Origin of the sequence: Pontibacter sp. HSC-36F09 (assembly GCF_024171605.1) — a bacterium.
Lineage (GTDB): Bacteria > Bacteroidota > Bacteroidia > Cytophagales > Hymenobacteraceae > Pontibacter.
In genome coordinates, this window is record NZ_JALKAA010000004.1 from 86,129 (window position 1) to 100,496 (window position 14,368).

The 14,368-nt window shown below is 51.7% G+C and carries 16 protein-coding genes; 6 read left to right on the top strand and 10 right to left on the bottom strand.

Features of this window, described 5'->3' with window-relative positions; translation table 11 throughout:
* Positions 1-86: 86 nt before the first annotated feature.
* From L1278_RS13330 to L1278_RS13345, 4 genes are all read left to right on the top strand, one after another.
* Entirely contained in the window at positions 87-656 is a 570-nt protein-coding gene (locus tag L1278_RS13330; protein WP_253405225.1) for a hypothetical protein, read from the top strand.
* 303 nt (positions 657-959) lie between these two features.
* Positions 960-2,879: an ATP-dependent DNA helicase RecQ gene (locus L1278_RS13335; protein ID WP_253405226.1), complete on the top strand. Its 1,920-nt coding sequence runs from the start codon at positions 960-962 to the stop codon at positions 2,877-2,879.
* An 803-nt stretch (positions 2,880-3,682) separates the two neighbouring features.
* Entirely contained in the window at positions 3,683-4,435 is a 753-nt protein-coding gene (locus L1278_RS13340) for an AraC family transcriptional regulator (protein ID WP_253405231.1), read from the top strand.
* A gap of 91 nt (positions 4,436-4,526) precedes the next feature.
* A complete protein-coding gene (locus L1278_RS13345; protein WP_253405233.1) occupies positions 4,527-5,588 on the top strand; it encodes a class I SAM-dependent methyltransferase in 1,062 nt (353 codons plus the stop codon).
* Positions 5,589-5,600: 12 nt separating this feature from the next.
* Here L1278_RS13345 and L1278_RS13350 read toward each other — a convergent pair whose 3' ends face one another.
* The 4 genes from L1278_RS13350 to L1278_RS13365 all read right to left on the bottom strand — a co-directional run bounded on the left by L1278_RS13350 (position 5,601) and on the right by L1278_RS13365 (position 7,745).
* On the bottom strand, positions 5,601-6,062 hold the full coding sequence (locus L1278_RS13350) for a hypothetical protein (RefSeq protein ID WP_253405235.1): 462 nt from the start codon (positions 6,060-6,062) through the stop codon (positions 5,601-5,603).
* A 94-nt stretch (positions 6,063-6,156) separates the two neighbouring features.
* Positions 6,157-6,645, bottom strand: coding sequence for a GNAT family N-acetyltransferase (locus tag L1278_RS13355; protein WP_253405237.1), 489 nt, complete (start codon positions 6,643-6,645; stop codon positions 6,157-6,159).
* A 10-nt stretch (positions 6,646-6,655) separates the two neighbouring features.
* Positions 6,656-7,306 (bottom strand): HAD-IA family hydrolase, encoded by a 651-nt coding sequence (locus L1278_RS13360; protein ID WP_253405240.1) that lies wholly within the window; start codon positions 7,304-7,306, stop codon positions 6,656-6,658.
* 16 nt (positions 7,307-7,322) lie between these two features.
* A complete protein-coding gene (locus tag L1278_RS13365; RefSeq protein ID WP_253405244.1) occupies positions 7,323-7,745 on the bottom strand; it encodes a nuclear transport factor 2 family protein in 423 nt (140 codons plus the stop codon).
* A gap of 62 nt (positions 7,746-7,807) precedes the next feature.
* On the opposite strand from L1278_RS13365, the gene L1278_RS13370 reads away from it, so the two are divergent.
* Positions 7,808-8,422 carry a YdcF family protein gene (locus tag L1278_RS13370; protein WP_253405245.1) on the top strand — a complete coding sequence of 205 codons (615 nt, stop codon included), beginning with the start codon at positions 7,808-7,810 and terminating at the stop codon, positions 8,420-8,422.
* A 208-nt stretch (positions 8,423-8,630) separates the two neighbouring features.
* Here the strand turns inward: L1278_RS13370 and L1278_RS13375 are convergent, their stop codons facing one another.
* Positions 8,631-8,918, bottom strand: a complete 288-nt coding sequence (locus L1278_RS13375) for a DUF1330 domain-containing protein (RefSeq protein ID WP_253405246.1) — start codon at positions 8,916-8,918, stop codon at positions 8,631-8,633.
* Positions 8,919-9,090: 172 nt separating this feature from the next.
* On the opposite strand from L1278_RS13375, the gene L1278_RS13380 reads away from it, so the two are divergent.
* Entirely contained in the window at positions 9,091-9,633 is a 543-nt protein-coding gene (locus tag L1278_RS13380) for a DinB family protein (RefSeq protein WP_253405247.1), read from the top strand.
* A 12-nt stretch (positions 9,634-9,645) separates the two neighbouring features.
* Here the strand turns inward: L1278_RS13380 and L1278_RS13385 are convergent, their stop codons facing one another.
* The 5 genes from L1278_RS13385 to pgk all read right to left on the bottom strand — a co-directional run bounded on the left by L1278_RS13385 (position 9,646) and on the right by pgk (position 14,079).
* Positions 9,646-10,629 (bottom strand): ABC transporter ATP-binding protein, encoded by a 984-nt coding sequence (locus L1278_RS13385; RefSeq protein ID WP_253405249.1) that lies wholly within the window; start codon positions 10,627-10,629, stop codon positions 9,646-9,648.
* Positions 10,630-10,632: 3 nt separating this feature from the next.
* Entirely contained in the window at positions 10,633-11,019 is a 387-nt protein-coding gene (locus L1278_RS13390; protein WP_253405251.1) for an SRPBCC domain-containing protein, read from the bottom strand.
* 21 nt (positions 11,020-11,040) lie between these two features.
* Positions 11,041-11,262 carry a VF530 family DNA-binding protein gene (locus tag L1278_RS13395; RefSeq protein WP_253405252.1) on the bottom strand — a complete coding sequence of 74 codons (222 nt, stop codon included), beginning with the start codon at positions 11,260-11,262 and terminating at the stop codon, positions 11,041-11,043.
* An 85-nt stretch (positions 11,263-11,347) separates the two neighbouring features.
* Entirely contained in the window at positions 11,348-12,556 is a 1,209-nt protein-coding gene (locus L1278_RS13400) for a porin (protein WP_253405254.1), read from the bottom strand.
* A 323-nt stretch (positions 12,557-12,879) separates the two neighbouring features.
* The gene (pgk, locus tag L1278_RS13405; protein ID WP_253405256.1) at positions 12,880-14,079 is read right to left on the bottom strand and encodes a phosphoglycerate kinase; all 1,200 of its coding nucleotides are present in this window, start codon (positions 14,077-14,079) and stop codon (positions 12,880-12,882) included.
* Positions 14,080-14,368: the final 289 nt, after the last annotated feature.

A 14,368-nucleotide genomic window follows, 5' to 3' on the forward strand; every position in this document is an offset into this window, starting at 1 on the left:
GTTTGAAGCAGTTAATGAAACGTTTTTTTAAAATATAGTTAAATATATATATTTGCCGATATTATCCATTTTAATTTTAATATCTTATGAAAGCAAAATTACTTTTAACTTTTGCCTGCTGCCTGATGATGCAGTGTGTGTTCGCTCAGAAGAAGGCCTATGAACAGGGCGATCTATTTATTCATGCAGGAACATCGCTGGGCTACTATGGCTATGGGTTTACAGGCAACCGCTCAGGTGCGTTTATCCCGGTAACAGCTTCCATCGAGAAAGGAATTCACGAAAGTATAAGTGTAGGCCCTTACGTTGGCTATGCTAGCTGGAAGTACAGCAACTACGGCTATGACTACAAATGGAACTTCACCTCAGTAGGAGCCAGGGCTACTTACCACGCTGTTCCTTTAATAAACGAAGCCTTGGGGGCGAGTATCAGCGAAGAGAAGCTGGACCTGTACGGTACGCTGCTGGTGGGACTCGAATTCAGGACTTTTTCCGGAGACGAGGACTTTCAGGGCTCATATGCCAACTCCACAAACTTTTTTATCGGACCGGTACTGGGCGTAAAGTATAAGTTCAACGAGACAGTGGGTGTCTACTTTGAAGGTGGCCGTGGCGCATTCGGCTTTGGTACATTGGGAGTGTCGATAAACCTGTAATTGATTTGCCACAGCAAAAAAGCCTTCCGGAACTGATTCCGGAAGGCTTTTTTTATGCCCTCTAGCCTTCGCATTATTCTCCTGCCATCGCTACGCCGCGAGTTTTTCTAGTGCACGATTGTCCTTTCCGTCCTTTCAGCCAGGTATAGGATACAGGTCTAGCGCTTAATCAGCTCTTTCAAATTCTTTCCCAAACACCAGATCAGGATTTCCCACTTGCGATGGAAATGAAGGTATGTGTAGTGAAAAATTCTGACTTCTGTCATCTATACTTTATCTTCGCTGTCCCATACCTATATTCCCTTGCCAGACATCCACCACATATTGCGCACCTTTTGGGGCTACGACCAGTTCAGGCCTTTGCAGGAGGATATTATCCAGTCGGTGCTGGCAGGGCAGGACACGCTGGCACTACTGCCGACGGGTGGGGGTAAGTCGATCTGCTTCCAGGTGCCGGCCATGGCTATGGAGGGGATTTGCCTGGTGATCACGCCCCTGATCGCGCTGATGAAGGACCAGGTGGAACAGCTCAAAAAGCGTGGTATACCTGCCGTGGCCATTTTCTCAGGTATGAACCGGCGCGAGATCGATATTGCCATGGACAACTGCGTGTATGGCAACGTCAAGTTCCTATACCTGTCACCGGAGCGGCTGCAGACCGAGTTGTTTCAGGAGCGGGTGAAACGCATGAAAGTGAGTTTGCTGGCCGTGGACGAAGCGCACTGTATCTCGCAATGGGGCTACGATTTCCGGCCGCCATACCTGGAACTGGCCGCTCTGCGCGAAACACTGTCGGCTATACCTGTGCTGGCCCTTACGGCTACCGCAACAGAGCAGGTGCGCATCGATATACAGGAGAAGCTGGCTTTCAAAAAGCAGAATGTCTTTGTCAAGAGCTTTGCCCGGGCTAATCTTTCTTATTCCTGCCTCTATACTGAAGATAAAGTGGGCCGCCTGCTCGAGATCCTGAACCGTATGCCTGGACAATCTATTGTGTATGTGCGCAGCCGACGGCAGACGGTGGAGATAGCCCGTTTCCTGCAGAGCCGGCGTATACCTGCGGCTGCTTACCATGCGGGGCTTAAATTTGAAGAACGCAACAAAACACAGCAGGCCTGGATTGAGGATAAGGTACGGGTGATTGTGGCAACTAACGCCTTCGGAATGGGCATCGACAAACCGGATGTACGGCTGGTTGTGCACCTCGATCTGCCCGAAAGTCTGGAAGCTTATTACCAGGAGGCAGGCCGTGCCGGGCGTGATGAAAAGTACGCTTACGCTACCCTGCTTTACGGCCCCAGCGATACCAAAGACCTGCTGCAGAAAGTAAAGGAGGCACATCCACCCCTGGAGCTGATCCGGCGGGTATACCAGTGCCTTGCTAATTATTACCAGATCGCAGTGGGCAGTGGCTTCATGGGCAGCTTCGATTTCGATCTGGCCGCATTTTCTAAAAATTACAAGCTGTCTGCACTCGAAACCCACCACGCCATCAAACGGCTGGAAGGGGAAGGCTATGTGCAGCTAAACGAAGCCTATTACAGTCCGTCGCGGCTATACCTGTTGCTTGACAACATGGCTCTTTATGAGTTTCAGGTGGCCAATGCGGAGCACGATGCCCTGTTGCGTCTGATTTTGCGGATGTATGGTGGCGAGGCCTTTACGGGTTTTGTAAAGATATCGGAACGTAAACTGGCCGAACAGCTCAGGAAGCCGGAGCAGGAAGTGCGCCGCAAGCTCGAGTACCTGCACAAGCTGCAGGTGCTGGTATACGAACCGCAGCACGACGCCCCGCAGTTGGTCTTCACTTCTCCCCGTCTGGATGCCGCCAACTTGCCGCTCAACCACAAAAAGCTGGAGCAGCTGCGCGACCGTGCCCTGAAACAAGCCAAAGAAATGGCGCATTATGTTGAGACCACCAACCGTTGCCGTACACAGTTATTGCTGGAGTACTTCGCCGAAATCAGTGACAAAAGTTGCCGCATCTGCGACTACTGTCTGACGCAGCGCAAAAAGGAGCGGGAAGGGCAGGAGCAGAAAGCCTTGCGACAGCAACTGCTACTGGCAGTACAGACCAAAAACCTGTTGCCAAAAGAGCTAGTGCAGCAGTTCGAAGCCAAACATGTTGAAATCGTGACGGAAATGTTGCGCGAACTGGTGGACACCGGCATCGTGAAGTACGCTGAGAGCGGCAAGCTATACTTGGCAACAGAACAGGTATAACCTACCAGTGTTTTGCGTATGACTCTATTATGTGGTTTCCAAAATCACACGGCTATGAACATCCTCTTTTTCAGCTCCAAGGTATACGGCCATCAGGCCTTTCTCACGAGCAATGCCCTGTAAAGAATAACAGCCGTTACTATGCAAAATATCACAGTCTTCGAGCAAGGGCGGCAACTGGAAAATGAGGTAAAGGTCTAAGCTATACCGATACCTGGTTATACCTTCGCTACAGATCAACCAGATCACTTACACGATCAGCTGCATTCTTTAGGCAGACTCGTTCTTTCTGTCTGTAACAGGTCTAAGGTTCTTGTCTGAAGAGGGACTTCGACTTGTTTTGAACATATTCTAATCCAATAATATCCTGCTTTCCATCCGGTACAGTTTCCTGTTAGCTTGCAGATGAATACCCTACATCGCCAGTAGGTATGATTTCACCAAAAACCGACTTTAAACTTTGACTAAACGATTTAAAAATGATACTTTTTTTGGTGAAACTATGTTGTTGTTAGTAGAGAAACCGTGCAAGTTTCGGGAATGATCAGCTCAAGTGGTCATCGGTGATTTCTTGCAGGAGGAGCATCTTTCACATTACGGGCGAGATAGAGGATAGACGGTATGTAGGGAAATTTAACAGGAAATTTGTGCCCAGAAATGAAATATTGACCTTTGAAACAATTGCTGCCTTTGAAAGAAAAATAAACCACGATACACGGCCCTATGATCCGGGCCTTCAGCTCCTGCCGGGACGCATGGAGGAGAGGCACCAAAATGTTGATTCAAAGCTGGGGATTCCAGCCTTGCGGAGAAATTTTAACCTGATCTACCTCCTGCTCGACGGCCTGCACGATATCCGGCTTGATGACAAACACCGCTGGCTGATGCCAAATGATCTGGTTATCGTTCCGGCTAACGTACTCTATGCTTCTGCCAATATAAAGGAATGCAAAGGCTACTGTATAGAGTTCACAACGACCTTTTTAGAACCAGTTGTTCTGGGCGGCTTGTCAGAGCAATTCCCATTCTTCGACCTGGAAGCCGAGCACGTTATCAGCCTCACCGCCAACGAAAGCAACCTCGTGCAGCGTTCCTTCGAGAATATCCTGGAGGTGCATAGTGGCCACTCCAGGGAGAAAACGCAACTGCTCCGCGACTATGTTCACATTTTACTGTTGCTCATCCGCGATTGCTACAAAGCCAGGTATACCGTTTACATTAAAGAGAAAGCGACACGTGCCGTGCAATTGACAAGCGCCTACAAGCACCTGGTCGATGAGCACTTCCGCGATATGCACGAGGTGCAGCAGTATGCCAGCCTGCTCAACATCACGCCTAAGCACTTGTCAGATGTTGTGAAGAGCACCACCGGCAAGCCACCGCACGAAATGATCCACAACCGGCTGCTGCAAGAGGCCCGCACACTGCTTAGCAACACAGCAATGAGCATGGCCGAGATTGCCTATACGCTCCATTTTGAGGATCAGTCCCACTTCAGTCACTTCATGAAACGCAAGACCGGTCAGACGCCATTGGAAATAAGAAAGAGCTTCTAGTCTGTACAAATTATTCCGGAATACATACAATACTTCTTGCGGTAAGTGGTTTAATTTTAGGTTGTTATAATCACACTAAACACTTACTACAATGAAAGAGAATACAATTCAACGAAAAAGAGGCCGTCCTGAAAGGGTAGAGGATTTTGCGCACCACGTGCTGGACGACCTGAGTGCTGCCGAGCGGGTGAGAATGTCTTTCCTGGGCAGCCAACTGGGGCTATTTAAAGCAATGGCTAACGCCGGGCCCATGACAGTGGGCCAGATAGCCCGAAACTCCGGAGCCAGCATCAAACTGGTGAAGCATTGGGCCGACAGCCTGGCCGCAGACGGTTACCTGGTGCACGAGGAAGAGGCTGATACCTTCTGCCTCCCCGAACCACACGCCACCGCCATGACCGACCCAACCAGTCCCTACTATGTCGGCAACCGCTTTATGAAAGCAAACGGCAACCAGCTCATCAAACCGATGGAATTGACGCACGTGCTGCCTGCTAACTATGTAAAACTACGAAGCCTGCTGCCTTCCGATGTGTCCGGACGTTTTTTCAGTGAGGAATACCTGTCCAGTCTGCTGCACAGCTGGATACCGGGTGTAGAGGGGCTCGCAGCGAAACTTGAATCCGGTATACTAGTAGCAGACCTGGGCAGCGGTCGCCACGGAGCTTCTACGCTGGTAATGGCAGGTCTCTTCCCCAATTCGACCTTCCTTGGCTTCGACAGGTATGTCTCCTCTGTGGAGCGGGCCAACCTGCTGGCCAAAGAAAAGCACATACCGAACGCGCACTTTGAGTGCGCTACAGATGAGCACGTGTACGCCTACCAATACGACCTGATCACCCTGATCGAGAGCGCGCACCACATGGGGGAAAATTTGCAGGACCTACTGACCGAATGCCGCCAGGTGCTTAAAACGGATGGAGTACTGGTAATTGCAGAAGCAAAAGACGGTAGCATCGTCAGCGAAGAGCAGTACCAGCGCCTGCGCTCTACCAGGGTTGTACCGACAGTGGCAGAGCACGTTTACCGGGTAGAGCGCGGCATTGACGGGCACGAGCACGAACTGCAAAAAGCGGCTACTGCAGCTGGCTTTTCAGTTTTCCGCAGAGTGGCCGAAACCTGGTACGACAAGGTATACGAGTTGCGCCCTTAACTTGCGGGGAGGCTACAGTTTCACTTCAACGGTTTCCTGCCGCTTGTCATGGTCCAGGGACTGGTTGTGCCGGAACACCGTTTCGTACCCGTTGATAGATACGGTTTTGGTGACATCCAGCACAAGCTGATCCTGTTCCCTGTGAATCCCCTGCAGTTGCTTATCCAGCTGCAGGGGGGCACCCCTGAGCGGAAGCTCCTGAAAAGGCATCCAGCCGAAAGTGGTATCCAGCACGATCACTTCCTTTGGCAGGTTTGTGCTGATGCGGCGCACCTTGAGGTTCAGTTTCAGTTTAGAATCCTGCCAGCGTGCCTCACTGTAATCCGTTTCAGTGAAAATCCTGAAAGCGACCTCTTTGTTGTAAACCGGCGAAGCAGGGAGAGGCGATACATCTTCTTTTTCTTTGTCGCAGCCGCTTGTGAGCAGCAACAAAAGCGCCAGAAGGGGCGCAAGGGTGCGTAGAGTTAGAACCATGGTATGCGTAAGTAGAAGCTGTTCGGAGGTGGCAACATATGGCGTTGCTTATATAGCGTTACGCATCCCCGAAGCTTCTGTTTACGCTTCCTGCCTAGTTTTTTTTCGAATTTCCCGGCTCCCGTAAGGGCAGCACCATGTGTTGCGTAGAGGGCGTAAAACCCAGCGATTCCCAGAAGCGGATACCTCCCGGGTTGTGCACTGATACCTGCAGTTCCAGGTGGTCAGCCCCCTGGTCGCTCAGCCACTTGCGGGCGGCTTCGAACAGCTCTTTGCCAATTCCTTTGCCACGGAACTCATTCCGTACTACCGTCTCGCCAATGTAGCCTTTGTTGGAAAGCTTGAAGCCCGCAGAGCCGGGCCGCAGACTAGCCACCAGCATACCTGCCCAAATATCATCAATCTCGTACACAAACACCCGCGTGCTTTTGTCCTTGAGGCGGTTGAGCAGCTCCGCTTTTAAGGTCTGTTCACTGCCCGGCCTATACCTGAACACAACGTGATAGGACTGTTGCATATCAAGCAGCAGGCGCCAGAGCTCATACAGCTCATCAATATCATCAGGCTGCGCTTCGAAGATCATAGCGGAGATGTTAGAAAAGCGTGGTCAGGTCGCCGATGCGCTCGAGGCGGTGCTCGTACTCGCTTACTTCGCGGTAGCCGTAGCCGGCATGAACAAACGGTACGCCCGCTTTTTGTGCGGCCTCCAGATCACCGGGGGTGTCCCCCACATAGACCGGAGCCTGCAGGTTATTACGCTCCACAATGGCTTTCAGGTTGATGTCCTTGGAATCGCCGGTGCGGCCGGAGCACTCGAAATCACCGAAAAATTTGCCCAGATCGTGCCGCTCCAGAAAGGCCTCGATGTAGCCATCCTGGCAGTTGCTCACGATAAAGAGGGGGTACTTGGCGTGCAGGTATTCCAGCGTTTCTTCCAGTCCTTCGTACAGATTGCCGCCGTGCTTGCGGATATGGGCCATTTCTTCCTGGCCGCTCACCTCCATCAGTTCCTGGCGCTGTGCCTGGTTCAGTTGCGGGAACAGCTTATCAAAGATCAGGTTGTGCTGGGTGCCGGCAATGGAGCGGACCTTGTCAGGAGTGATCTCTTGTATTTCAAAGTCAACTTTCTCCCGGGCAGCTCTCCAGGCCTTGGCTACTGTTTCGGCGGCATCCCACAGGGTGCCGTCCAGGTCGAATATGATGCTGTCTATTTTGCTGGTCATGTCAAGGTATAAGCTATGCACAATAGCAGGTTTTAGGTTATTGGTTGTGAGGAGGTATAAACGTCACCTCCACGATCAGGCCATCTTTCACGCGATACACGGCGATCGCGTCGGTGCGCGGCTCTCCCTTTTTGCGCTGCACCTTCTCGTGGTCAATCACCACATCACCCGCCACAATGCGGTTCACAATCTCGCAATGCAGATCCGGGGTGTTGGCAAACATAGCGCCGTAGCGTTTGTGCAGTTCGTCGCGGCCTTGGTAGGTGAGCACGCCCGGCTGGCGGTATACCTTCACGGTGTCGCTGAAGGCACTGGCAAACAGGTCGATGTCGCGGCTGTTGTAACCTTTCAGCTGTAGTTCCACGGGTTTTACAACGACAGGCGTTTCGGTTTTTGACTGGCTCATGGCGGTCATGCTGCTAAATAAAAGAAGGGCAAAGGGTAGCAGAAATTTGATCATGCGCAAAATTAGGCAATTTTGCGGGTATACCTTGCGCATTTCTGTTGCGTATAAGCGGAGCTATGATAGAAGAACTCATCATTCGCGCACTTTGCGATACGATACCTGACGAGCCTGTAGACGGATTGTTTTTGTTTGGACAGACCGAAGATAACCAGCAGGCAGCCTTTGAAACGGCCCACCAGTTTTTGCAGAGCGGACGCAGCGACAAAGTGCTCTGCCTCGGCACCAAGGCCATGAGCGGCTATCCCGGTTTTGAGGTATGGAAAAAGGAAATGAAGAAATTAGGTATAGGAGAAGAGCAGCTTATACCTGTTCCGCCTGTGCCCGCCGATACAGACCTGCTGCATACCCTGATCGAAGCGACATCGGCGGTGCGCTATGCGAAGGAGCAAGGCTTCAAAAGTCTGGTGGTCACGGCAGCCCCATTCCAGCAGCCCCGCGCTTTTATGACGGCCATCACGGCTGCCCTTCGTGAGTTTCCGGAGCTATACCTGTACAGTCTGCCCGGCAAGGCGATGCCCTGGCAGGAGGAAGTGACGCATTCGCAGGGCAAGCTAGAAGACACCCGCGCAGGGCTCATTGCCGGAGAAATGGAACGTATACGCTGCTACCACGAGCAAAATGATCTGATCTCTGTACAAGAGGCGCTTAACTATTTGAATAGGAGAGATTGAATTGTTAGAATCAGGATTTACAGGATTAAAGGATTGAATGATTCTCAAAATTGATTGTCCCTTTTAATTAAATCCTGAAAATTATAAAATTCTGTAAATCCTGATTCTGACAGATAATCGTGCACCAATCATACATGGGAACCGTGAACCCAAAAATTAATAATCAGCAATCAGCAGTCAACAATTCAACCATTAATAATTTAGCAATTTAGCAACCTTCCACCGCGATCATTTGAGTGCTGGAGGCACTCTGGCGCAGGACTTTTGCTGGGGCGTATTCATCAGAAGAGTGCCATGCTTTGGCTTGCTCCATGGTCGGGAATTCCAGTACCACGATGCGGGTTGGAGTCCAGTCGCCTTCGAGGTTTTGAGGATTACCGCCTCGCACAATAAACTTGCCGTCGTAAGGTTGCAACGAGCCTGGCGTCAGTTTTTTGTACTCCTCATAAGTAGCGTTGTCTGTCACGTCTATGTCTAAAATGATGTAAGCTGGCATAAAATTCAGGTATAGGTTATACAATAGGATGGCTGCATATTAGGTATAATCCGCGGATGGTGCAAACAGAAATTATAGAGGTCGTGGCATCATAAGCACTTGAAAAAACCGAGTTAGGTAGACTGTTTACTGTTTGATTGCGTACATCGCTCATATACAAGCCCTTCAACTTATGACACAAACCAAAAACCTCGAAGTCTGGCTGCGTGGACCGCTGCCTGATGTGCCCGCCATGCTGCAACCAGCAGCCCATGCACTGCTACAAGCTCGCGAAGAAGTCGGAAACTTTATGCAGGATTTTCCGGACGAACTGCTCTGGGAGCGACCTGCGGGAGTGGCCTCAGTAGGCTACCACCTGCAACACCTCACTGGCATACTGGAGCGCCTCTTTACCTATGCCCGCGGCGAACAATTAACCGAGCAGCAACTAGCCTCTTTGTATGCCGAGGGCAAGCCGGTAGGGCAGGACAGGCAGTCCGAAACGCTGGTGCAGAAGTTTAACGAGCAGGTGGATAAAGCCTTGGAGCAATTGCGGCAGACAGACGAAAGCAGCCTGACCGAAACCAGAAGGGTAGGACGCGCGCAGGTAGAGTCTACAGTGATGGGCTTGCTCTTTCATGCCGCCGAGCACAGCATGCGCCACGTGGGGCAATTGCTCGTAACAGCACGGGTGCTGCGCGAGCGGGAAATGTCGAATGGGAATATGGTCGACTGAGGCTATACCTGATCAAACAAAGCTCACATGCTCCCGCTCTACTCTAAGGTATACCTTTTCGCCTGTAGCGGCAGGTATAGCCTGTGTTCTGACAGTGACGCTGATGCCTGTTAATTGCACCTGCACATCATAAAAACCGCCAAAGAACATCACTTTTTGCACAGTACCCGTCAGAGCCCCGCTAGGATCAATTACAAACTTAAAGTGCTCCGGGCGCACCAATAGGTCACGACCTTGGCTGTCTATACCTAGACGGGCTGCAAATTCCGAAGTTAAGTCAGCAGGTATGAGGTTGAAGTTGCCGAAAAGACCAGCGGTATAGGAGTCAGCGGGGTGGCGGTATACCTGTTCGGGTGTGCCTTGCTGCACGAGGCGGCCTCCTTCGATTATCAAAATGCGGTCAGCCCAGGAGAGGGTGTCGTGCGGATCGTGGGAAATGAGGATACAAGTAATGGCGAGCCGCTCCGTGATATCGTGGATCACCTCTTTCAGTAACTCTTTGTGGCCTTTGTCAAGATTGGAATAAGGCTCGTCGAGCAATAGCAGGTCTGGCCAGGTGCTGAGCAGGCGGGCCAGGGCAATACGCTGGCGCTCGCCACCCGAAAGCTGGTTGGTTTTGCGCTGCTTCAGGTGACTGATACGACATACCTCGTACAGCGTTTCGGCCTCATCACCCTGCAGTGTATTGGCGTAGCGGAGCACCTGCTCCACCCGCAGGAACTGAGGCAAATCGTAGTGCTGCGACAGGTAGGCAATTCCTTCGTGGCCCGGCACCAGTTTGTCGTGCGGACCGATCACGCGCTTGCCCTCAAAAGTAATCTGTCCGGCACTGGGCTGCACCAAACCGGCAATGGCCTGCAGCAGGGTGCTTTTGCCGGACCCGGTTTCGCCCGCTATCACCAGTTTCTCATACTCGCCCTGCGCAAAGCTGATGTCGTGCAGCACGGTATGGCCGTCTTCCTGCACCTGTAGGCCGGATACTTCTAGAAAGCTCAAAGCCTAAAACTCGTCTTCGTAAAACTCGATCAGAGCACCAAAGTAAGACTCGTTCCAGCCTTCCACGATGTCATTGTAGGCCTCGTCAGGTATGTTGAGGTGGCGCAGTTCGGCAGAAGTGCCGTGCTTGTGCGGATGCAGTTTGATTGTAACGATGGATTTAACCTCCTGCTCACCGAAGTACCACTCCTGCACCAGTAACTTGCCTTCCTCAAACTCCAGGTTTTTGCCGACGATGTTCCCTTCAAAGAGCGAGAACTCCGAGCCCGGTTCCGTCGACATCTCAGCCGGATCGCCTGACCAGAGCTGTATCGTGTTGGGGTTGGTAAGGGCCGCGTATACCTCTTCCGGGGCGGCCGGCACGATAAAATATTTTTTGTAATCTTTCATATTTTGACTGCTGAGGTGGCCCTAATTGTTAGAGAAAGTCCTGATGTAGAGTTCTTCCACCTTCTGCCTCGCCCAGGGTGTTTTGCGCAAAAACTTCAGGCTGGAGTTAATGCTTGGGTTGATGTTGAAACTGTTGACATTGATCTTATACCCAAGTTCCTCCCAGCCATAGTAGTCTACGAGCTGCACCAGGATGCGCTCGAGCGTTTTGCCATGCAGGGGGTTGTTTTTCTGTTCTTCCATACGCAGATGTTAGGGCTTGCAAGTTCCGCACATTATCGGGAATACGCAATTAAATTAGCGGAGGGCTGCTATACCTGTTGCCGGTCTATATTCCAAGCTCAATCTGCACACCGGCCGTCCAATGGTAGTCGTTGTTGACAGATAAATAAGCATTTTGTGAATGATAGGCCACATTTCCTTGTACTTTCAGGCGATGCGCGCGCAGGTATTTGGTCACGCCTGCCACATAGGCCTCTTCGGTATTCTCCAGAGAACGCACCTCACGGTTTGGCGTGATGCGGGAGTAGCGGCCAGCCAGTTCCACATTGTTCGGGAAGATATAGCTGAGCTGGTAGTTCTGCCCACGGCCCGTCAGGACATAGCGGCGCTCGCCTGCTGCATTAAGTGTAATCGGTTTGTCTGCCTCACGGGCCATGTACTCGGCGTACAGGGCTATACCTCTGTACTTAAGCAAACCATCGAAAATATAGGTCTGTATGTCAGTTTGCTCGTACAAGTCGCGACCAGTTTGCGCGCCGGTGCGGCGGGCATCTTCATTATGGCTCATGCCGCCGGCCAGCGACAGTTTCGGGGTGGGTTCGCGCTCCAGATCCCCTTCAAAGTAGTCGCCTCCGTTGGTAAATTTACCCAAGGGGAGAATCTCCACGCGTCCGGTATAGGCCAGGCCTTTGTCCGTGCTGAACACGTTGCGGCCCTCTCCGGCAGTAAGCGCTCCTTTGATCAAATAGTGGAAATTGCCAATGCCGTTGTTGTACACCGCCTGAAAACCAAAATCCCGGTCAACGTTAAAACCCACGTTCACGATGGAGCGATCGATAAACTGCTGCTCGCCGGAAGATACCACACGCTGACGGTTGCCAGGAAGTTTTGTCTGCCCGAAACCGAACTGCCACCTGTTGTTCGGTTTGTAATACACCACGGCATCGCGCACCACGTTGGGACTGTTGTTGATGTTGGACTGGTCGCGCATGTTCCAGTCCATGTCGCCGCGTGAAAAGGAAAGTTGGATATTATAGGTCAGCTTAGGCGAGTACATAAAACCCTCGAAGCGCATACGCAATCGTCGCACTCGCATTTCGTACTCCGACACCCCAAAGTCGTCTTCGGAAATCGAGTTATACATCGCCCGGCTCTGCATGCGGAAGCGCATGTTGACAGAAAAAGAACTATCGGGTGTCACCACGCCAACGCCGCGTTTGAAATTGAAAAGCGGTGGGTTGCCATCCGACGTCTGTGCCACAACAGCAACTGGGCTTGCCAGCAAAACGGCTAGCAACAAGGTATAGATTTTCATATTAGTCTCCTGCTCTTAAAGAATTTATCCGGTCTTCAGAGCTAAAAAGGACCGGAGTGATCAGGTATAGGTTTGTGTAAAAACTAAGTGGGTGATAGGTAAGGTAACAGCACTATGTGCAGTTTAGTAAAATCCCCCGCTACTGAAGAGCAGCGGGGGATTTGTATATGGGTAATTCTATAGCGCGAGCGTCCTCGCTTGTGCTTATTATAGGTGGGCCGCCGGCCCTGTTGTGAATTGCCTCAGCTTAGCAATAGGGGCCTGAGGCCGCACGCTAGCAAGTCACGAGCGAGGACGCTCGTGCCATAGCATAGTTTCAAAGGTTAATAATCATCACGCTCAATGGCAGCCACACCTGGCAAGGTCTTACCTTCCATGTACTCGAGCAGCGCACCGCCACCGGTTGACACGTAAGACACACGGTCAGCATATCCCAGTTGGTTTACAGCGGCAGCCGAGTCACCACCACCGATCAGCGAGTAAGCACCGCGGCGGGTTGCGTCTACCACGGCTTCGGCAACAGCCTCAGTGCCTACCGAGAAGTTTGACATTTCGAACACACCCATTGGGCCGTTCCACAGAATGGTCTTTGAGTTTCGGATCACGTCGGCATACATTTCGCGTGCGTTTGGTCCGATGTCGAGGCCCATCCAGAGTGGCTTGATGTGGTGGCTGAGGGATGTATCAACGTTGGCATCGTTGCTGAACTCATCGGCAATGATGGAGTCAACCGGGATCATCAGGTTCACGCCTTTTTCTCTGGCCATCGCGATGAGGCGGCCGGCCAACTCAACTTTATCTTCTTCCACCAGCGAAGAACCGATCTGTCCGCCGTCTGCCTTCACGAAGGTATAGCTCATGCCACCACCGATCAGCAGGTTGTTCACGCGGTCCATCAATTTCTCAATGATCAGGATCTTATCGGAGATTTTGGCACCACCCATGATGGCGGTATAAGGGCGCTCGGCATTGTCCATCACGCGGCGGGCATTGTCGAGCTCAGCGTGCATCACATAGCCCATCACCTTATCGTTCGGGAAGTAGCGGGCGATCACAGCTGTAGAAGCGTGCTCGCGGTGAGCAGTTCCGAAGGCGTCGTTCACATACACATCGCCTAATGTGGAAAGTTCTCTTGCAAATTCAGGGTCACCTTTCTCTTCGGCTTTGTGGAAGCGCAGGTTTTCGAGCAGCAGGATCTCGCCGGGCTTCAGGTCTTGCGCCAGCTGCGCCGCTTCAGGGCCTACGCAGTCAGTTGCAAACTTAACAGTAGTGTTGAATTCCTGTGAAAGACGGTCCACGAGGTGACGCAGCGAGTATTTCTCTTCCGGTCCGGCTTTCGGGCGACCGAGGTGCGACATCAGAATCACAGCGCCGCCATCATTCAATATTTTCTGGATAGTCGGCACAGCCGCACGGATACGGGTGTCGTCGGTGATGCGGTAGTCAGCATCGAGTGGCACGTTGAAGTCCACCCGGACCAAAGCTTTCTTGCCGGCAAAGTTATACGCGTCTACAGTTTTCATGTACTTGTCTTTTTCGTTAGTCTTACTCGTTTTTCGTTTTTGCGGAGTTTTTGTTTCCGGTAAGCGTAAATGGGTGTACAAATATAGGGAAAAGGGTATGAATTACCCCATCCCAGCCTTCCCCTAAGAACAGGGGAAGGAGCGGTGCACGATTAACATTCCCCTACCCCCTTCAAAGGGGGAGTTTCCTGCCATTGCTGATTGATAGGTATAGGTAGGTATAGGCAATGTAGGATCTGTTATAACCACTGGCAGGTATAGCAAGAGTAACTTGGCCCTTAACCTATGA

Excerpts from the sequence above, each read along its gene's own strand:
- L1278_RS13330 (WP_253405225.1), top strand. The coding sequence starts at position 87 with ATGAAAGCAAAATTACTTTTAACTTTTGCCTGCTGCCTGATGATGCAG.
- L1278_RS13345 (WP_253405233.1), top strand. The coding sequence starts at position 4,527 with ATGAAAGAGAATACAATTCAACGAAAAAGAGGCCGTCCTGAAAGGGTA.
- L1278_RS13350 (WP_253405235.1), bottom strand. The coding sequence starts at position 6,062 with ATGGTTCTAACTCTACGCACCCTTGCGCCCCTTCTGGCGCTTTTGTTG.
- L1278_RS13355 (WP_253405237.1), bottom strand. The coding sequence starts at position 6,645 with ATGATCTTCGAAGCGCAGCCTGATGATATTGATGAGCTGTATGAGCTC.
- L1278_RS13365 (WP_253405244.1), bottom strand. The coding sequence starts at position 7,745 with ATGATCAAATTTCTGCTACCCTTTGCCCTTCTTTTATTTAGCAGCATG.
- L1278_RS13370 (WP_253405245.1), top strand. The coding sequence starts at position 7,808 with ATGATAGAAGAACTCATCATTCGCGCACTTTGCGATACGATACCTGAC.
- L1278_RS13375 (WP_253405246.1), bottom strand. The coding sequence starts at position 8,918 with ATGCCAGCTTACATCATTTTAGACATAGACGTGACAGACAACGCTACT.
- L1278_RS13380 (WP_253405247.1), top strand. The coding sequence starts at position 9,091 with ATGACACAAACCAAAAACCTCGAAGTCTGGCTGCGTGGACCGCTGCCT.
- L1278_RS13390 (WP_253405251.1), bottom strand. The coding sequence starts at position 11,019 with ATGAAAGATTACAAAAAATATTTTATCGTGCCGGCCGCCCCGGAAGAG.
- L1278_RS13395 (WP_253405252.1), bottom strand. The coding sequence starts at position 11,262 with ATGGAAGAACAGAAAAACAACCCCCTGCATGGCAAAACGCTCGAGCGC.
- L1278_RS13400 (WP_253405254.1), bottom strand. The coding sequence starts at position 12,556 with ATGAAAATCTATACCTTGTTGCTAGCCGTTTTGCTGGCAAGCCCAGTT.
- pgk (WP_253405256.1), bottom strand. The coding sequence starts at position 14,079 with ATGAAAACTGTAGACGCGTATAACTTTGCCGGCAAGAAAGCTTTGGTC.